We start from the raw sequence: 19,487 nt of genomic DNA, 5'->3' as shown, positions 1-19,487 counted from the left end.
TCCTATTAATTACTTTTTGACAACAGAACACGAATGAGACAACTTAAGATCAGTAAACAGATTACCAACAGGGAAAGCCAGTCGCTTGACAAATACCTCCAGGAAATTGGAAAAGTTGACCTGCTGACCCCCGATGAAGAGGTAATTCTGGCCCAGAAAATCCGCGACGGAGACCAGCTTTCGCTGGAAAGACTTACCAAAGCTAACCTGCGTTTTGTGGTGTCTGTGGCCAAGCAATACCAGAATCAGGGTCTTTCTCTGGGTGATCTTATCAACGAAGGAAACCTGGGGCTGATCAAAGCCGCTCAGCGGTTCGATGAAACGCGGGGATTTAAGTTCATTTCATATGCCGTGTGGTGGATCCGTCAGAGTATTCTTCAGGCGCTGGCCGAACAATCGCGTATTGTACGGCTTCCGCTTAACCGGGTAGGCTCGCTGAACAAGATCTCCAAAACCTTCTCCGAGCTGGAGCAGCGTTTTGAACGGGAGCCGTCGCCGGAAGAGCTGGCCGAAGTGCTTGAAATTTCAGCCAATGAGGTGGTCGATACCATGAAAATATCGGGCCGGCACGTATCGGTGGATGCCCCGTTTGTACAGGGCGAAGAAAACAGCCTTTTAGATGTGCTGGAGAACGATACCGAGATTCGTCCGGACCAGGAGCTGATGAACGACTCGCTGCGCAGGGAAGTGCTTCGTGCGCTCTCTACGCTTACCCAACGCGAGGCGGAAGTCATTATGTTCTATTTCGGGCTGAACGGCGAACAGGCCATGACCCTCGAAGAAATAGGTGAGAAATTTAACCTGACCCGCGAAAGGGTACGGCAGATCAAGGAAAAAGCCATCCGCCGTTTACGGCAAACCTCCCGCAGTAAGGCCCTGAAAGCCTATTTGGGATAAGGAAAGCCGGGTCAGCATATAGAAGCTGTTCAAAAAGTGCACAAAATGCGGGCGTTGAGAACGAGGCGGACGAAGCCGGCCGGAAGGCAGGCAACAGAAACCGGGTTCTACGCAGTAACAGGTGCGCTTTAGGAACAGCTTCTTTTTATTTTCGGGCCTTTACTTGCTTGGAGCCGCGTTTTGAAGCAAATTTGCAGGCGGATACATGGCAAAGAAAACAGGCATTTTCAGTTGGAGTAAGGGAAGTGGCAAAACCACTACCTGTGCCTACCTGGCGGCGGCGCTGGCCACACTGCACCGCAAAGTGGTGTGCGTGGACCTGAACGGCGACCTCGGGAAATACTTTGCAGGAGAAGAAGTGCACGCCGGCGGACTCACCTGGAAATACCGGAAATGGAAAGGAGAGGGGGATCTGCCGGAAGATGACGCCGACGATATCCTGGTCGATATTCCCTCCGGACCCGGCCATGAGGCCGTGCTGGAAAAGCTGGATTCGGTGCTGATCCCGGTAGAAGCGGAATACTACGGAACCGCTGAGCTGAACCGGACCCTGCAGGCAGTGGCGCAGCATGAGCACCTGGTGATAGGAGGGATGCTGCTCACCAAAGTGAAATCGGGCAGCAGTACCCCGCACAAGATGGAAGCAGAATTAAAAGAATATTTTTCGCCTTTTCTGTTAAATTCAGATATAATGCGAAATTATTACCTGGCCCGGCCTGAATTCTCCCTTACCGATCTGAGCGGGAAAGGATGGCACAGCGGGTTTATAGCGTATTTGAAACTGGCAAATGAATTACTAGAGCATGAATGTTAAAAGAAAGATGGGTTTGGGGAAAGGGTTGAGTTCGCTCTTATCAGATGCGCCTGCAGAAACGGAAGCGGTGCGGGAAGAAGCGTCAGACTCTTTTGAAATACCCGTTGATGCCATAGAAGCCAATCCTTACCAGCCCCGGACGCAGTTTGACAACACAGCGCTCGATGAGCTGAAAGAATCTATCCGGGTGCAGGGCGTAATACAACCTATCGCCGTGCGGAAAACGGGCGATAAATACCAGCTTATTTCCGGGGAAAGGCGGCTGAAAGCTTCGCGTATGGCCGGTTTGAAGACCATTCCCGCCTATATCCGGGAAGCATCTGACAGCCAGATGCTGGAGCTGGGCATTATTGAAAACGTACAGCGGGAGAACCTGAACCCCATGGAAATTGCCATGGCTTACCGGCGGCTGCTTGACGAGTGTCAGCTGAAGCAGGAGGAGCTGGCCGGCCGGGTGGGCAAAGACCGGACTACCGTTAATAATTACCTCCGGCTGCTTTCGCTGCCGGAGATCGTGCAGGAAGGACTGGCCGCCCGTAAGCTGAGCATGGGCCATGCCCGCGCCCTGCTGGGAGTAGAAAACACCGATCAGCTGCTGCGGCTTTACGAAGAAGTGGTCAGCCGGGAGCTCTCGGTCAGGAAAGTGGAAGAGCTGGTCAAAAGCTTACAGGCCGAAAACCGGTCGGGAGTGGCCCGGAAACCTTCCCCGTCATCCTCATCTCCCAAAAAGATCCTGGACAGCTACCAGCAGCAATTCGGGCATGTATTCGGGCGTAAGGTGATTGTACAGGCCGATGCCTCCAACAGCGGTGAAATAAAGATCCCGTACGGCTCGCGGGCGGAACTGGATGAAATTGTAGACAAGCTAAAGAACTGAACTTGGCAAGGCTTTTTATAGCAATACTTCTGGTATTCTCCGGCCTGTGCGGTTATGCGCAGACCGATACGCTGGTGGTGGTAGGCGACAGCCTCACCCGCTCGGAAATGGCTGTGCCTTTTGATTCCACGCGGGGTAAACGCCTGAAAAAAGTATCTGAAAACTTCTTCAGCACCACCCTGAAAATTGTGGGGATCGACTCGCTGACCGACCGGGATCGCCCGCGGATCATCTTCCTGAGATCCATGCTGGTGCCGGGCTGGGGGCAGCTGATGAACAAAGACTACTGGAAACTGCCGATCGTATACGGGGCGGCTGCCGGCGGGCTTATCGCTATCCATAAAAACAGCGACCGGTACAATTACTACCTGAAGCACGTGGAGATCCTGCAGGAAAACAACCAGGCCTCCATGCCGCCGCTGGATAACCCCAACGGGATATCGATTTCCAAAGAAACCTATGCCCGGGCGGCTTCGGCCTTCAAACGGTACCGCGACCTCAGCATTATCGGCTTTGCCCTGGGCTGGACCCTCTTTGCCGTAGAAGCCAATGTAACCGCTCACCTGAAAACCTTTGATATTTCTGACGATATCAGCCTGCGCTGGAGCCCCACGGTCATTCCCGGTGGCGGAACCTACGCGGCAGGTGTACAGTTCAGCCTGAATTTTAAATAAACAACCCCGGAACGAATATACCCGGAACTGAAATATATGAAAATAGCCCTCCTCGGATACGGAAAGATGGGAAAAGCCATCGAAGCCATCGCTCTTGAACGCGGCCATGAAGTGGTTTTGCGCGTTGATGTGAGCAATGCGGAAGACAGAGAAAAACTCTCAAAAGAAACGGCTGATGTGGTGATTGAGTTCAGCTCGCCCCATGCCGCTGCCGGCAACCTCCGTTTTTGCATGGAGAAAGGCCTGAAAGTGGTTTGTGGTACCACGGGCTGGCTGCAGCACAAACAGGAGATTGAAGAGCTTTGCAGGGCCCGTAAGGCCTCTTTCTTCTATGCATCGAACTACAGCATAGGCGTGAACCTGTTTTTTCACCTGAACAAGGTGCTGGCCCGACTGATGGCGCCGCAGAAGCAATACGCGGTATACACGGCTGAAATTCACCATACAGAGAAGCTGGACGCTCCCAGCGGCACGGCCATTACCCTAGCTGAGGGCATCCTGGAAAACCGGACCGATAAAGCTTCGTGGGTGAATAATTTGCTGGCCAGGCCCGATGAGGTTCCGATCTGGTCTTCGCGGGAAGGAAAAGTACCCGGAACCCATACCATTAAGTATATTTCAGACGTCGATGAGATCGAAATAAAGCATACGGCCTATTCCCGTACGGGGTTTGCGCTGGGTGCGGTTCTGGCAGCCGAATGGCTGTCGGATAAGACGGGGGTGTTTGGGATGGAGGATATGTTAACCACATAGATACATAGATACATAGATACCTGTATGCCTATGTATCTATGTGGTAAAATATGATCACCGGATATGCATCCACTTATTAAACTTCTTCTTCGCCGCCGCGTCTGCAGAGTTTTTGGGCGTAAGTGAAACGCGAATCCGCGGATCCTGCAGAAGCCGGATATCGTACGTAAGCCTTACTCCGCCTCTCAAAACGGTTACTTTCACACTGTCGCCCACCTTTTTGCCGGCAGTAATGGCCTCGGTAGAGGTAAACGGCCTCCCGTCTGTTTCCAAAATCTCATCGTTGACATTAATGCCGCCTTCATAAGCCCCTGTTCCGAAGTCAACGCGGCTTACCTTCCCGCCCCGGGCCATGGCACCGAAATAAGGCGTATCCGGGTTCGACAGGCTGATTTTAGCATCCACATCCACCAGGGCAAAATATTTCGCGTAGTCGATCGTCTCCGTACCGAAAACATACTTCCGGAAAAAGTCGCTGAGGTCTACACCGGCTACTTTTGAACATTCGTTAAAGAATTGCTCGTCGGTAAAACCGATATCTTTCTTCAGGTACAGGTCGTTGTACAGGTTCTGAAGCACGTTATCCAGCGATTTTTCGCCCTGTGTATTGCCGATGATGATCATGTTCAGCACATTGGCCAGCACACCGCCCTTGTTGTAATACGATACGGTGGAATTCTGCGCGTTCTCGTTGGGGCGGTAATACTTGATCCAGGCATCCCAGGATGACTCCGCCACCGGCTGCACCCGGTTACCGTATTGGTTCTCAATGGTTCCGATGCTTCCTGCCACCAGGGCCAGCATACGTTCGGTATCGATCAGGCCGGCTCTTCTCAGGATATCGCTCTGGTAATAATTCGTGAATCCTTCTGAAACCCAGAGCATGTTCGTGTAATTCTCATTCTCGTAATCGAAGGGCCCGAGCGCTACCGGCCGCAGGCGCTTCACATTCCACAGGTGGAAATATTCGTGCGACAGCAGTCCCAGGAAACCCTCGTAACGGGCCGGGCTCTGGTACGCCAGCGTTGAAGTCTGACAGGTCGTTGAATTCAGGTGCTCCAGTCCGCCACCACCGCCTGAAGCCAGGTGATGAATAATAAAGAGATATTCCTTGCAGGGGTGCTTGCCGCCAAATACACTGTGGCTGGCCGTAACCACCTTTTTATAATCTTCAATCAGCCGGTTCCTGTCGTAGCTCAGCGGTTCCATAGAATAATTGGCTATGCGGTGCTTTACACCCAGAGCTTCAAACTCCAGGATCTCGTGGTTGCCTATCTCAAACGGGCTGTCGACCAGCAGGTCGTAATTTTCGGCCTCAAACGCATTCTTAGCCACTTCAGGCAGGGCTACAGACACTTTGGCAAAGCCGGCACGCGGAATGATCTTCACCAGGGCCTTCTTATTCATCAGCTGCGGAACATACAGGAAAGTGGCCGCACCGTTAAAATAACCGTGCGAAGCATCCAGGAAATTGGTTCTTACACTGATCTCAAAAGAGTATAAACGATAGGAAACTTCAATGGGTTGTCCGTTATGGCCTGTTACTTTCCAGGTATTTTTAGATGTTTTTATCGCATTTATGGCTTTTCCTCCTGCTGTGGCGGTCAGGCCTTCCACGTTTTTGGCATATTCCCGGATCAGGTAGGAGCCGGGTGTCCAGGTAGCCATCTTAAAATCTACGTGACCGGCCCGGAGCACTTCGGGGTCATCAATACGGACTTTAACCTCGAAAAAATGCGTATGTGGCTCAGGCATAGCCACTTCATAGGTGGTGGAATAGCCGGCGAAAGCAGGAGGGATCTCAGCAGCCCGGGCCGCCAGTAAGGGAAGGGTCAGTAAAGCAGATAATACAAAATATTTCATCATAAATGTTTGAAATTTGATTTATACAAATCTACAATTTTTATGCGCTTTGAACGTTTTTTCGGGGAAAAATACTCGAATATTTTCCTAATTTTGCCAATTATCAAGTCACCTATGAAATTCAAAACACTGGCCCTTGTGCTGACCTGTTTTGGAGCCTTTTCGCAGAACACGCTCAGCTACTCTTCCATAGAGTCGCATTACAATAACGGCGTGGAGCTTTTCGGAAAGAAAGCCTACAGTTCAGCCCGGAAAGAGTTTCAAAACTACATTTCGCTCTCCGGCAAAAGCCTCAACCCCAACAAATTTAACCTGGCCAATGCCGAATATTATTCAGCCATGGCCTCGCTTTACAGCAAGGCGCTCGATGCCGACATTGAGGTGGAGCGTTTTGTGCTCAATCACGGTGACCACCCCAAGGCCAAGATCATTTTTTCAGACCTGGCCGACCGGTATTTTGAGCAGGGAGAATACAAAGACGCGATCCGGTACTATGAAAAAGCCCTGGTGAACCGGGCCGATAACCTCGACACCTACGAGATCCGGTACCAGCTGGGCCTCTCGTACTACCAGCTGGGCGATTTCGCCAATGCGCTGAAGCAATTTGATTATGTGAAGGGTACGGTCATTGATAATGCCGTTAATGCCGCTTACTATGCAGCGGTGATCAATTTCCGTAACGGGAATTACGATCTGGCCCTTACTGACCTGCGGCGGGTAGAGAATGTGCCGGCCTACCGCCAGGAAGTGCCCAACTGGATCGGCCAGATCCTGTACAAGCAGAAAAAATACAACGAGCTGCTGGCCTATGCCGAACCCGTGATTGCCCGGCCCGATGGCCGCAAGTACGACGACCTGGCCCTCCTGGCAGGCGAAGTGAGCTATTTCAACAATAATTTTGAAAAGGCCGCCCTGTATTACGACAAATACAAATCGCTTAAAAAGGTTAAAACCACACCCCAGGTGACTTTTCGGCATGCTTTCAGCCTTTATAAGGTAGGAAAATTTGAAAATGCGGCCGCCTTGTTCAAAACCGTGGCCGGGTCTAACGATGAGCTGGGGCAGCAGTCGGCCTATTACCTAGGCATATGCGCCCTGCGCCAGGGCGACCTGAACTCAGCCATGGCCGCCTTTGATGCGGCCCGCAAAGCCGGCTTTGATAAGTCGATCAAAGAAGAAGCCGCCTACAATTACGTGAAGGTGCTGGTAGAGAAAGGCAATAACCAGCAGGCCATTGTAGATCTGCAGAACTATGTCAGGGATTACCCCGAAGGAAAATACGTAGACGAGACCAACGAGTTGCTAAGCGAGATCCTGTTTGAAACCAATAACTATGTTTCGGCCATCAGTTATATTGAAAGCCTGAAAAGAACCACCCCCAAAATTGACGAAGCCTACCAGAAGCTGGCTTATAACCAGGGAGTGGCCGAGTTCAACTCTGAAAAATATGACGCAGCCATCGGCTATTTTGATAAATCGCTGCGCAAGCCGCTGAGCCGCGACCTGGTTATCCAGGCGAAATTATGGAAAGCAGAAGCCCTTTTCCAGCTTGAAAAACCGGAAGCAGAAGACCTGTACCGGGAGCTGCTGACCTCTTCCGATAAAATTGCCCGGCTGAAAAGCCAGTACAGCATGGGGTACATCAACTTTAACCGGGAAAAATACACCGATGCGCTCCGTTTGTTCCAGGACTTCCGGTCGGGTGCCCGCGGTGAAGCCTCGCTGACCGCTGCTGCTGACGACGCCAGCCTCCGGATAGGCGACTGCTACCTCATGGCCAAAAACTTTACCCAGGCGTTGAATACCTACGATGACGCCTACCGGAACAACCAATCAGGCAAAGATTACGCGCTGTACCAGAAAGGGATGGCGCTGAAATACCTCGGCCGGGAATCAGAGGCCAAAAGTACTTTTGATCTCTTTACCCGCTCGTTTGGAAATTCACGGCTGATTGACGATGTCTTGTTCCAGAACGGGAACCTGGCCATGGAAAGCGGCAACTACCAGGCGGCCATTTCTGTTTTCAGCGACCTGCTGAAGAAGAAGCCTACCTCTGAGCTGGTGCCCCAGGTGCTTCTCCGGAGAGGGATTGCCTACAGCAACATTGAAAATTACGATCGTTCTATTGCCGATTTTAAGTTAATTCTGGACAAATTCGGAAAATCGAAGTATGCCTCTGAAGCTTTCCTCGGTATCCGTGAAGCGCTGAGCCAGGCCAACCGTTCGGAGGAATTCTTTGAGATCGCAGAACAGTACAAACGAAATAACCCCGAGGGATCGTCGGTGCAGGGGCTGCAGTTTGAAACGGCCAAAGACCTGTTCTTTGCCGAGAATTACGACAAAGCCATTTCTGCCTTTACCCGTTTTCTCAGCCAGTATCCCGGCTCGGTGCTCATACCGGAGGCTAACTACCTGCTGGGCGAATCGTACCTGGCCCTGAAAAACCAGGCAGAAGCCCTGAAATACTACCAGGAGATCGTGAACGGCAACCAGCTGGAGTTCCTGGGGCAGGCGGCCATGCGTTCGGCCGGCATTTATTACGACATGAAGCGCTACGACGATGCCATCCGGAATTACCAGCAGGTAACCTACAGCACCTCTGACCAGCGCGAAACGGTGGTGGCTTACGAAGGCCTGATGCGTTCGTATTTTGGGAAAAATGACTTTGACAAAACCATTGAAATGGCCGATAAGATCCTGTCGTCAGGTGGGAGCGTGGTAGCCGGCGCTATTAACCGGGCCGAGCTGTTCCGCGGCAAGGCGCTGATGGGCAAAGCGGATTACGCGGCGGCGAAATCGCAGTTCCAGAAAACCATAGGGCTGGCCAAAGACGAATCGGCGGCAGAGGCCAAATACCGGATAGGAGAGATCCAGTACAAGCAAAAGGAATACGATGCCTCCATTAAAACCATGCAGGAGCTGGCCAATGATTTTTCAGACTACCTGCTGTGGTATGAAAATGCGTTTTTGCTGATTGCCGATAATTATATTGCCAAAAACGACAGCTTCATGGCCAAAGCCACCCTGAATTCGATCATTGAAAATTCGGAAAACCAGGAAACCGTAACCCGGGCCAGACAAAAATTAAACTCGATAAAATAGCCCTCAGCTATTAGCTTTCAGCCAAAAGGAACTGATAGCTAAAGGCTGATAGCTGACAGCTCAAAATAGTATACCAATGAAATACACCCTGACAATAACTTTCCTGGCATTGGCTTATATGGCTACCGCTCAGAAGAAGGTGGTGAACGAGGAAATCAATATTACCAAAGAGCGGGAGGTAAGCGTGCCCAAGGCCACCAAGCTTACCGAGAAAATCCCGCAGTCTAAAGCCCCGGTGACAGAAAAGAAGATGAATTATTCTTTCTTTGACCGCAAGCCTACCGGTATTGAAGAAGTGGAATTTAATCCCAACGTTATTCCGCCGCTCGATAAATCACGGACAAAGGAAGACGTGCTGGGCTTTGATAACTACCTCAAGCTGGGTGCGGGCAATTACGGCCGGCTCTACGGCGAGCTGTTCATCAACTCGGCCCAGGACCGCAAGTTTGTGTACGGCCTTTCGGCGTTGCACAACTCCACCCGTAAAGGCCCTGTAGACGGCAACTTATCGGGCCAGGCGCTCACCAGGTTCGGTATTGACGGGAAATACCACCAGGACACCTACGAAGTGAAAATGAATGCCGGCTATGAAAACCGGGGCTACCACTTTTACGGGTACGATACCACGGCTCACCTGGATTACACCCGGACCGACATACGCCAGCGCCTGAACCTGTACAGCTTTGCCGCTACGATAGAAAATACACGTCCGAAACCGAAAATCGACTACAAGCTTTCTACGGGAATATACTCCCTCAATGATTTTTATGATGCTTCAGAGCTGGACTGGGGCACCCAGCTGAATACATTTTTTCCTATATGGGAAGACAAGATCAAGGCCGTGATCAATGCAGAAGCTTATCTTACCCAGATGGCCGACAGCCGCACCGAAAACCCGTCGCGAAAAAGGAACCTGTTCCGTATTGAGCCTGCCTTTAATTTTGATTACGGCAGCTTCTCTGCCCGTGTGGGCTTCAAGGCGGTAAGCCAGTCTGATCCGTATATTCATACCAATATCACCAAGGGGTATCCCACGCTGACGCTGACCTATAAAACGCCTTCGCTGGTGTACTTTTTTGCAGGAACCGACGGCGATATTGTCAGGAACACCATGCGTTCGCTTCTGACCGAAAACCCCTGGCTGAAAGAGCAGGTGACCGTTCAGAATACCTACAAAAACATGGATCTTTTTGTGGGTGCGCGCGGCGACCTGTTTTCGGGCGTAAGCTTTAACGTGAAAGCCTCTTACGGGAAATACCAGGACCTGTATTACTTTGATCAGTACGACGGATCCACATTTTCGCCGACCGGCAAGCCCCTGTATGTGACCAAATTTGACGTGGTGTACGATGAGCAGCAAACCGATTTTATAAACGGCTCGCTGGAGGTGGGATATTCGGGTTTTGATATCTGGAAACCGGTGCTGAAGGCCGAATACAACTATTACCAGAAAGGAACTTTTGAAAAACCCCTGCACCGGCCGGCCCTTACCGCCCGGTTGGGAAATACGATAACTCTTACCGACAGATTGGTTTCGTCTGTAGATTTTTATTATATTGGCGGTATATTTGCCAGAAATACCGGTGCAATGAACGGCGACTACGATCCTTCGCAGTCTGTTGTGAAGCTGAAAGACATTGTTGATCTGAATGCGGAATTCACTTACCTGTTCACCGATCATTTTGCGGCATTTGTTAAATTGAACAACATTATCGGTAAGAATTATCAACGGTATTATAACTATCCGCAGCTGGGTCTGAACTTCCTGGCGGGAATAAACATAGCTTTGTAAAATGATGAATATTCAGTCAGCCATCCGGGAATATATTCTCTCTCATGATTTTGTGATGCTTCCGGGAATCGGGGCATTCGTGGCTGAATATTCCAAACCCTACTTTGATCAGAACGGTGAAATAGTGCCGGCCGAGCGAACGATCCGGTTCAATCCGCTGCTGCGGAACGACTCGGATGTGGACATCCTCAACGTGTTCAAGGAAAAGATGCACATTTCGGATACGGAAGTACAGGAGCAATATTTTGCCTTCCTGGACACCGTAAACGCGCAGATAACGGCCTTTAACCGGTATTACTGGGAAGATTTCGGTATTCTTCTCCGCGAAGGTCCCGACGCCCCCTTCCAGTTCCTGCCGTTTACGCCTTCAACGGGGGAGACGCTTGTGCAGAGAAAACTTGTGCAGGAGGAACCTTCGCCGGAGACCGTATTGCCCGAGCCTGAGATAACCGCGCCGCCGGTGAAGACCTACCGCGAAAAAGAGCCGGTTGAGGAAGAAGAAGTACCCGAAAGCGGGAAGGCCGCGCGCTACCTGATCTTTGCCCTGCCGCTGGCCCTGCTTACGGCCGCGTTGATTTACATGGTATTTTTTAAACCTTCGCTTCGTGAAAGTGTCAAAGAAAAAGCGGTGCCGGTGTTTGACGACAGCGACTTCGAAGAAGGCGCGGTGACGGTAGATACCCTGTACAGCGAGCCTGCTCCGCAAACCGTTGTTGCAGAAGAGCATATTGTGCGGATCGGTATTTATAAAAGGGAGAAAGATGCCGAAAAAATAGTGGCTTTCCTGTCCGGGAAAGGCTATGCTCCCAGGGTGCGGCCGCACGGTCCCCTGTTTAAAGTTTACCTGGTGGCAGACACCGAAGAGCAGGCCCGGCGTTATATTAAAGAAGTGGAGCAGCTGATTGACGATACGCCCATTTACGAAAGAAAAAAGAACAATGGATAATTATATAGAAAATAAACATATTCAGACGCGCGCGTGGACCTACAGCATCGTGCTCTATGCCGTGTTGCTGCTGGGCTTATACTTTATCAAGATCGTGTATGAGCCGCCGCAGGAAGAAGTAGCTTTCGGGGTAGATCTCAATTATGGGGTAGACCTGGTGGGCTCGGGTGACATCCAGACGCTCAACAAAGCCAATGATTCGAAAAATTCGTACGACGTAAAGCCGGAGGCCGGTCCGAAAGCCAATGTAAAGGCTACGCCCATACCCAGCAAGCCCAAGCCCGAAACGCAGAAATCGGTAGCCAAAGCCACTCCGGCCAAGGTGCTCACCGCTGACGAAGATACCAAAGTAACGGTAAAAGAGCCGGTAGAAAAGAGCAAGCCGGCTGCAAAACCGGCCGCTGAAACCTCGAAAGCCACCCCGGAGAAAACCACGCCGGCACCGGTGTCGCCGCCACGTACCGTAGATAACAGCTCTATCATGAAGAAATCATCCGGGTCAGGCGGAACCACGGGTTCTAACGGAACCGTAGGTACCCGCGATGGCGTGGGTGGAAATAACAACGGCGACGGGAAACCGGGAGAAGTGGGTGATAAAGGCGATCCGCGCGGTACTCCTGACGGCAAGAGCCTGTACGGCAATCCCGGGAAGGGAGGTTCAGGCAGCGGTACCTCGGTCAGTATTTCAGGCTGGCGTAATAAGGGCAACCTGAATATCAGCAAAGACAACTCCAGCGAAACCGGCACCATTGTATTTGATGTGGTCATCAATGACTTCGGTGATGTGATCAATATCAAAAACAGGCCTACGTCGCTGAGCCCGTCTGTAGTAAGTTATTACCGGGAGCAGATCCGTTCCAAGCTTAAATCTACCTTGCAGGCAGAAGGAACACCCCCAAGCCGCTCGTCTGGAACCATTACCATCAGAATCACCAGAGGCTAGCCATGACCTACCAGGAAACCGTTGACTATCTGTATAGTCAACTTCCCACTTTTCAGAAGATCGGGAAAAAAGCCATCCGGCCCAGGCTGACCAACATTACCCGCCTTTGTGAAATACTGGGAAATCCCCAGGACAATTTCAAAAGCATTCATGTGGCCGGCACCAACGGTAAGGGCAGCAGTTCCCATTTCCTGGCTTCTATACTGATGGAAGCCGGTTATAAAACAGGCCTTTACACGTCTCCGCATTTAAAAGACTACCGAGAACGGTTCCGGATCAACGGAAAGCTGGTGCCTGAGAATTGCGTAATTGATTTTGTCCGTACCTATGCCCATGAATTTCAAAATCTCAGGCCGTCATTTTTTGAGGTATCGGTAGCCCTGGCCTTCAAAACGTTTTCTGATGAAAAAGTGGATGTGGCCGTTATTGAAGTGGGATTGGGCGGCCGGCTGGATTCGACTAATATAATTAGCAATGTGGATCTTTCCCTGATCACCAATATCGGGTTTGACCATACCGATGTGCTGGGCCACACGCTGGATAAGATTGCCGGGGAGAAGGCCGGTATTATCAAGCCGGGTGTGCCGGTAGTGGTTTCGGAGTATCTGCCCGAAACCCGGCCGGTTTTTACGGAAACAGCGGCCCGGCAGGGCGCTCCCCTGTACTTTGCGCAGGACGAATGGCTCACTGAGGCGGGAGAAGAAACCGTAGATCATCTTCACGTAAAGCTGGTTAACCGGAAAGACGGGCGGACCTATACGCTGCGCTCCGGCCTGACCGGTTCTTACCAGAAAGCCAATATTACAGGAGTAACCGAAGCTGTGGAGCAGCTGCGTAAAAAAGGCTATGCTATCAGTGATGAGGCATTCGGGCTGGGGGTGGATAAGGTAATTGTCAATACAGGCTTAAAAGGGCGCTGGCAGATCCTGGGTAAACAGCCGCTGATGATCTGTGATACCGGCCATAACGACCAGGCGTTCCGGATCACCCTGAACCGCATACAGCGCGAGCCGCACCGGCAATTGTACTTTATCCTGGGCTTTGTACAGGACAAGGATATCACCAACCTGAGCGGATATATACCGGAAGGGGCTATTGTATACCTCTGCGAATTTGACTCCTTCAGGGCCCGGAAGAAGGAGCATCTCCGGCAATTGGAATTTAAAAAAGCTAAAGAAATTAGCATTTTTGATAATGTCAACCAGGCGATTGAGAAAGCCCGGCAGGAAGCCGGTGCTGAGGATATTATTTTTATCGGGGGCAGCACCTACCTGGTAGCAGAAATAAACGATTTATAGAACGTGTCAAGAAGAAAATTAAGCAGGTTCCGGCACAATGCAGAGGCCGGCAATGTGATAGAACGCGGTAAAGAGCTCTACACAACGATCAAAGGAAAATGGAATGAGGTGTATTTTAAGAACAAGAATCCACTTGTGCTGGAGCTGGCCTGCGGTAAGGGTGAATACACCGTGGGACTGGGCAGCCGCTTACCGGAGCGTAATTTCATTGGTATCGACATCAAGGGCGACCGGATAGCCCGGGGAAGCGCCCGGGCCGGTGAGCTGGCCCTGAAAAACGTGGCTTTTCTGCGTACGGGTATCCAGTTTCTCGATGAATTTTTTGAAGAAAATGAGGTGTCGGAGATCTGGCTGGTTCATCCTGATCCGCAACCCCGCGACAAAGAAGAAAAGCGGCGGCTGACCAATACGCGATTCCTGAACCTGTACAAAACCTACCTGAAAGACGGCGGGATATTCCATTTGAAAACCGATAGCCGTTTTTTGTTCGATTACTCGCTGGAGGTCATGAAAAGTGACCCGGAATTTGAGATCCTGGACGCTACCACGGACTTATACAATTCACCCTTAATGGAAGGTCATTTCGAGATTGTAACGCATTATGAGCGCTTTTTTACGGAGCGGGGGGCCACCATTAATTACCTGAAGGCCCGGTTACATAAGAAAAAGTAGCTATCAGCTATCAGCTAATATAGAAAACTTAAATTTCTTCTATTGAGCTAATAGCTGATATAATTCGCTTTCTATTACTTAGAAATCAATTCTGCGAAATATTTCACCGTTCTTACCAATTGAGAAACGTATGACATTTCGTTATCGTACCACGATACGGTTCTTACGAGCTGGGTATCGCCTACGCTCTGAACGCGGGTTTGAGTGGCATCGTAAAGCGATCCGAAATGCATGCCGATGATATCGCTGCTCACAATTTCGTCTTCTGTGTAACCGAAGCTTTCGTTGGCTGCAGCCTTCATAGCGTCGTTCAGCTCTTCTACGGTCACTTTCTTACCCAGGATAACGGTAAGCTCGGTCAGTGATCCGGTAAGGGTAGGTACACGCTGAGCTGAGCCGTCCAGCTTGCCTTTCAGGCCGGGAAGCACCAGGCCGATGGCTTTGGCTGCGCCTGTGCTGTTGGGAACGATGTTCTGCGCAGCAGCTCTTGCTCTTCTCAGATCGCCTTTCGGATGCGGTGCATCCTGTGTATTCTGGTCGTTGGTATAGGCGTGAACCGTGGTCATCAGACCGTTAACGATACCGAATTTCTCATCCAGTACCTGGGCCATGGGAGCCAGGCAGTTGGTGGTGCAGGAAGCACAGCTGATGATGGTTTCCGAACCGTCAAGAATCTGGTGGTTAACGTTGAATACAATGGTTTTCAGGTCTCCGGTAGCAGGAGCAGAAATCACTACTTTTTTCGCCCCGGCCGTGATGTGTGCTTTTGCTTTTTCGGCATCGGCAAAGAACCCGGTACATTCCAGCACCACATCCACATCGTGGTTGCCCCATGGAATCTGGGCCGGATCTTTCTGTGCATAAATATTAATGGTATCTCCGTCTACGATTATTGAGTTGTCGGTAGATTCCACGGTACCGTTGAATCTGCCGTGTGCCGTATCATATTTTAACAGATGCGCCAGAACTTTGGGGCTGGTAAGATCGTTAATCGCTACCACATCAATACCTTGCATGTTGTAAATCTGACGATAAACAAGACGTCCGATTCTGCCGAATCCGTTAATCGCAACTTTAATTTCTCTCATTTGATTATGTCGTTAAGTTTCTGCAAAGTTAGCATTTTTCTGGTTAAACAGGATGTTGATTTTGATGTAATTTATACCGGAATAAGGGGAGAAGCAAAGACTAATTAAAATAGCATATTACTTTTTATTACCACAAGCAGCAGATTTGATTAACTTTACAGCACCGCTTGTAAAACAGAATAATATTCGGCCATAAAAAGTACAAGACGGAAATAGGAGGGAAGGGGTAGAGGAATAATCCTATTGTAGACAAAACCAGTATTTTATAGTTGAATAGTAACAGTATAAGTAAATAAAGTAAATATCAATAATATTCAAATGGAGCAGATTATTTCAGCCGCCTGGGAAAACCGGGAATTACTTAAGGAAAAGGAAACGGTAGAAGCCATAGAAAAGGCTATTGCTATGGTAGATGCCGGTGAGCTCAGGGTTGCTAATATGGATAGTAACGGAGAGTGGAAAACTAATGAATGGGTCAAAAAAGCGATTATCCTTTATTTCCCTTTGCGGAAAATGGAAAAAATGGAGGCGGGAATCTTCGAATATCACGATAAAATGCAATTAAAGGGCAATTATGAAAAATTGGGTGTACGGGTGGTTCCGCCGGCAGTAGTGCGGTATGGCGCTTATATTGCCCCGGGTGCTATCCTGATGCCGAGCTATGTGAATATAGGAGCTTATGTGGATTCGGGCACTATGGTAGATACCTGGGCCACGGTGGGCAGCTGTGCCCAGATCGGCAAAGATGTGCACCTGAGCGGTGGTGTGGGCATCGGTGGCGTGCTTGAGCCGGCCCAGGCATCACCGGTCATTGTGGAAGACGGCGCCTTTATCGGTTCACGCTGTATTGTGGTGGAAGGAGCGCACATCGGGAAACGGGCCGTGCTGGGTGCAGGAGTTACCATTACCGGTAGTTCTAAAATTATCGATGTGACGGGTCCGGAGCCTGTACAATACACGGGTTATGTGCCCGAAAACTCAGTGGTTATCCCGGGTACGATCAACAAATCATTCCCTGCGGGCGAATACGGTGTGCCCTGTGCGCTGATTATTGGTAAGAGAAAGGCCAGCACGGATCTGAAGACTTCGTTGAATGAGGCGTTGCGGGAGAATAATGTGACTGTGTAACCATAAAAAAATACTTCTATGCCTCATATGCCTTATATGGTAAAAAATAAAAAGGGCCCTGGAAATTTCCGGGGCCTTTTTGATTAAAATGGATTCTTAAACCTATATATTTTTTATCAGGAAAGCCTAGATCTGAATACATGGAGTTGTCTAAACAAAAATGTGATCAGGCAACTCCATGTGTAGTATAAGGAAAGCACGTAAGTTATTTATTTCAGCACGTAAGCCGGTCATCCCCGACTTCACATTGCAAATGTAAACCATAAAGAATTGTAATTCCAAACACCCGGGTATAATTATTTTGGATAATTATATATAGCCATATGTCTTCTTATTGGAATAATACAAAATACTATTTATTAAACAGTTACAATTAATTATCTATAAATATATCTAAAATTAACAATTGTAAATTATCTAATTACAAATGAAAATTTTATAAATAACTTTTGTAAATCAGGAAATACTATTGTTACTTTGAATAATTTTCAAATGTTATTTCCCGGTTAGAATGTCTTCATTACGAGATAAAATAGAAGCACTGATCCTGGGCCTGGAGCTCAGCTCTACACGGTTTGCTGATGTAATAGGCGTTAAACGGCCTATTATAAGCCATATCCTGACGGAAAGGAACAAACCCAGCCTCGATATTATTCAGAAGATTGTAGAGCGGTTTCCGGAGCTGGAATACAATTGGATTGGTGACGACCAGGACCTGGATCCGGAAGTAATCAGGACTATTAAGGAAAACAACGACTTTTCTGCTTCCGCACGAGAATCGAATGGTTCGGGCACTGAGGCAGGCGAGCCGGAAATACTCCATTCTCAGGCCGAACCCAAACCCGGACGGGTTCTCACCAAAGTCATGTTTTTCTATTCGGACGATACCTTTAAAGTCTATAGCCCGGAAGCATTTTCTTAACCCGGGCTTACCGGAGCTTTTCTATTTACCGGGGATGGTTGTTTCCATGAATGGAGTTTATTTAAGGCCTGTGGGGCTTCCCCAGGGTCTGCAATACTATTGTTGTATAATTAATATTATGTTAAATAAAGATTCCTGTGTTTTCATGAATGCCTGGAATGCCTTACCAATCCTCTCACCGATCTCCGTGATCGGCAGAGATAAAGTGATTGTGCGGTGATAATAAAAAAAAAACAGGGCTGCGTTCTCAGAACGCAGCCCTGTTTATATCCGTTTCTCTATTCTTATTTACATTGTTCCAGGATTCTCTCCAGGTTGGAAAGGCTTTCTTTCACTATGTCATCATCGGGCTTCAGTTTGGAAGCTCTTTCAAAGAACGGTTTTGAGGTCAAAAACTTGGCACAGGCTTTGTCTTCAATGGCCTTACCTTCTTTCCTGTACGTAGCGATATCCATATAGTCTACGATTTTCTTGATCTCTACGCCCTCGTTGTAGTTCAATACGGCCAGGTTGTAAAGCGCTTCGTAGCTGTTAGGATCTTTTTCGAGTACTTTGTGATACGTTTCAGAAGCTTTGTCTTTTGCTTCTTTTTGCTGGGCGGCCAGCTTTTCAGCTTTGGCATTTAATTCGGTATTGCCCGCTGCAGCTGATTTTTTCTGCTGGATCTCGCTGATCAGTGAAGCTATACCCTTTTCGATATCTGCTTTCTGCTCGGTGATTTCGGTAAGACGTTTCTTGGTAGCAGCCGCTGTTTTCGGTTCTTTTTTCAGCTTGGCGTTCAACGAAGCGATCTCCGAATCATAAGCGGCCAGCTTATCCTGCTCAGCCAGTAATTTCTTATCCAGCTTTTCAGTATTGCTTTCTGCCAGCTTATCCTGGATTTTATTCAGCTCATTGCCCATTTCCTGTGCCTTGGAGTCATAAATCAGACCCAGGTTGGTCAGGTTGATCAGGTTGCTCGGATCTTTCTTCACCAGCACTTCGAGGTCGGCAATGGCCTTGTCAATATTGTTGGAAGCCAGGTAAACGTTGATCAGCTCGTTCGGAAGGTCTTTGTTTTCAGGGTTGACCTCCATTCCTTTTTTCAGAACGGCAGTCGCCTCGTCAAATTTCTTTTCCGATTTGTAAATCTGTGCCACACTGTAAAATACGCTGACATCTTTACCTCCGTTAGCAATAAAGCTATTCAAATGAGCAAGAGCTCCGGCGTTATTTTCCAGCAATTGCTCAGCAATACCGGCATAAAGAGCGGCAGTTGTATCTTTAGGGCTGATAGATGCACTTTTCCCAAAGAATTCGGCTGCTTTCTTGTAGTTTTTGTTATTGTAGAAGCCGGCACCCTGCATCAGGAATGCAGAAGCCAGTTCCGGACTTTTCAAAGAGGTTTCGATATCTTTTGCTTTTTTGCCTCCGGCAGCATTCTCTATTTCCAACGCCTTTTTATAAGCATTTTCCGCTTTCATGGCGGCGGTAGAGTCATCTGTACACCTTTGTGCCAGGTTAAGATAAGAATCGCCCAGGGCTACCCATGTAGCGCTTTTTTCCGCTTTTTTCGCATTTTCGGTATTCTTCAGATTTTTGGCTACGGCATCAGCATACCCCTTACATTCTATCGCCTGTAAAGAGGCATCCTGCTGAGCCAGCGCGGCCAGCGCTATAAAGCTGCCGAATGCGCTTAAAACTAGTTTTTTCATTCTATGTTACGGTTTTGTTTTACG

The 19,487-nt window shown here is 49.3% G+C and carries 16 protein-coding genes; 13 read left to right on the top strand and 3 right to left on the bottom strand.

The window, feature by feature from the left end:
* Positions 1–33: 33 nt before the first annotated feature.
* The 5 genes from AB2U10_RS04975 (at position 34) to dapB (ending at position 4,015) form a co-directional block, all read left to right on the top strand.
* A complete protein-coding gene (locus AB2U10_RS04975) occupies positions 34–897 on the top strand; it encodes a sigma-70 family RNA polymerase sigma factor (protein WP_013407728.1) in 864 nt (287 codons plus the stop codon).
* 205 nt (positions 898–1,102) lie between these two features.
* Positions 1,103–1,711 (top strand): ParA family protein, encoded by a 609-nt coding sequence (locus tag AB2U10_RS04970; RefSeq protein ID WP_367913112.1) that lies wholly within the window; start codon positions 1,103–1,105, stop codon positions 1,709–1,711.
* Entirely contained in the window at positions 1,701–2,588 is an 888-nt protein-coding gene (locus AB2U10_RS04965; protein WP_367913113.1) for a ParB/RepB/Spo0J family partition protein, read from the top strand. The genes AB2U10_RS04970 and AB2U10_RS04965 overlap by 11 nt, the downstream gene beginning before the upstream one ends.
* A gap of 2 nt (positions 2,589–2,590) precedes the next feature.
* Positions 2,591–3,262, top strand: coding sequence for a DUF5683 domain-containing protein (locus tag AB2U10_RS04960; protein ID WP_367913114.1), 672 nt, complete (start codon positions 2,591–2,593; stop codon positions 3,260–3,262).
* A 36-nt stretch (positions 3,263–3,298) separates the two neighbouring features.
* The gene (gene dapB / locus AB2U10_RS04955; protein ID WP_367913115.1) at positions 3,299–4,015 is read left to right on the top strand and encodes a 4-hydroxy-tetrahydrodipicolinate reductase; all 717 of its coding nucleotides are present in this window, start codon (positions 3,299–3,301) and stop codon (positions 4,013–4,015) included.
* Between the two features lie 54 nt (positions 4,016–4,069).
* On the opposite strand, the gene AB2U10_RS04950 is transcribed toward dapB, so the two are convergent.
* Positions 4,070–5,881 carry a M61 family metallopeptidase gene (locus AB2U10_RS04950; protein ID WP_367913116.1) on the bottom strand — a complete coding sequence of 604 codons (1,812 nt, stop codon included), beginning with the start codon at positions 5,879–5,881 and terminating at the stop codon, positions 4,070–4,072.
* A 111-nt stretch (positions 5,882–5,992) separates the two neighbouring features.
* Between AB2U10_RS04950 and AB2U10_RS04945 the strand changes: the two genes are divergently transcribed.
* The 6 genes from AB2U10_RS04945 to trmB all read left to right on the top strand — a co-directional run bounded on the left by AB2U10_RS04945 (position 5,993) and on the right by trmB (position 14,631).
* The gene (locus AB2U10_RS04945; RefSeq protein ID WP_367913117.1) at positions 5,993–8,980 is read left to right on the top strand and encodes a tetratricopeptide repeat protein; all 2,988 of its coding nucleotides are present in this window, start codon (positions 5,993–5,995) and stop codon (positions 8,978–8,980) included.
* Between the two features lie 76 nt (positions 8,981–9,056).
* Positions 9,057–10,772, top strand: a complete 1,716-nt coding sequence (locus AB2U10_RS04940) for a hypothetical protein (protein WP_367913118.1) — start codon at positions 9,057–9,059, stop codon at positions 10,770–10,772.
* 1 nt (position 10,773) lies between these two features.
* Positions 10,774–11,718, top strand: a complete 945-nt coding sequence (locus AB2U10_RS04935) for an HU domain-containing protein (protein ID WP_367913119.1) — start codon at positions 10,774–10,776, stop codon at positions 11,716–11,718.
* Positions 11,711–12,661 (top strand): hypothetical protein, encoded by a 951-nt coding sequence (locus AB2U10_RS04930; protein WP_367913120.1) that lies wholly within the window; start codon positions 11,711–11,713, stop codon positions 12,659–12,661. Before AB2U10_RS04935 ends, AB2U10_RS04930 begins: the two co-directional genes overlap by 8 nt.
* A gap of 2 nt (positions 12,662–12,663) precedes the next feature.
* Positions 12,664–13,959: a bifunctional folylpolyglutamate synthase/dihydrofolate synthase gene (locus tag AB2U10_RS04925; protein WP_367913121.1), complete on the top strand. Its 1,296-nt coding sequence runs from the start codon at positions 12,664–12,666 to the stop codon at positions 13,957–13,959.
* 3 nt (positions 13,960–13,962) lie between these two features.
* Entirely contained in the window at positions 13,963–14,631 is a 669-nt protein-coding gene (gene trmB, locus AB2U10_RS04920; protein WP_367913122.1) for a tRNA (guanosine(46)-N7)-methyltransferase TrmB, read from the top strand.
* A gap of 74 nt (positions 14,632–14,705) precedes the next feature.
* Here trmB and gap read toward each other — a convergent pair whose 3' ends face one another.
* On the bottom strand, positions 14,706–15,719 hold the full coding sequence (gene gap / locus AB2U10_RS04915) for a type I glyceraldehyde-3-phosphate dehydrogenase (protein WP_367913123.1): 1,014 nt from the start codon (positions 15,717–15,719) through the stop codon (positions 14,706–14,708).
* Positions 15,720–16,037: 318 nt separating this feature from the next.
* Here gap and AB2U10_RS04910 point away from each other — a divergent pair, with 318 nt between their 5' ends.
* Complete coding sequence (locus tag AB2U10_RS04910) at positions 16,038–16,847, top strand: 2,3,4,5-tetrahydropyridine-2,6-dicarboxylate N-succinyltransferase (RefSeq protein WP_493820241.1); 810 nt, start codon at positions 16,038–16,040, stop codon at positions 16,845–16,847.
* 511 nt (positions 16,848–17,358) lie between these two features.
* Positions 17,359–17,769: a helix-turn-helix domain-containing protein gene (locus tag AB2U10_RS04905; RefSeq protein WP_367913124.1), complete on the top strand. Its 411-nt coding sequence runs from the start codon at positions 17,359–17,361 to the stop codon at positions 17,767–17,769.
* Positions 17,770–18,053: 284 nt separating this feature from the next.
* Here the strand turns inward: AB2U10_RS04905 and AB2U10_RS04900 are convergent, their stop codons facing one another.
* On the bottom strand, positions 18,054–19,463 hold the full coding sequence (locus tag AB2U10_RS04900; RefSeq protein ID WP_367913125.1) for a tetratricopeptide repeat protein: 1,410 nt from the start codon (positions 19,461–19,463) through the stop codon (positions 18,054–18,056).
* Between the last annotated feature and the right edge of the window lie 24 nt (positions 19,464–19,487).

It is taken from the genome of Leadbetterella sp. DM7 (assembly GCF_040829825.2).
In the GTDB taxonomy this organism is placed as follows: domain Bacteria; phylum Bacteroidota; class Bacteroidia; order Cytophagales; family Spirosomataceae; genus Leadbetterella.
This window is presented reverse-complemented; position numbering and strand designations above follow the sequence as displayed.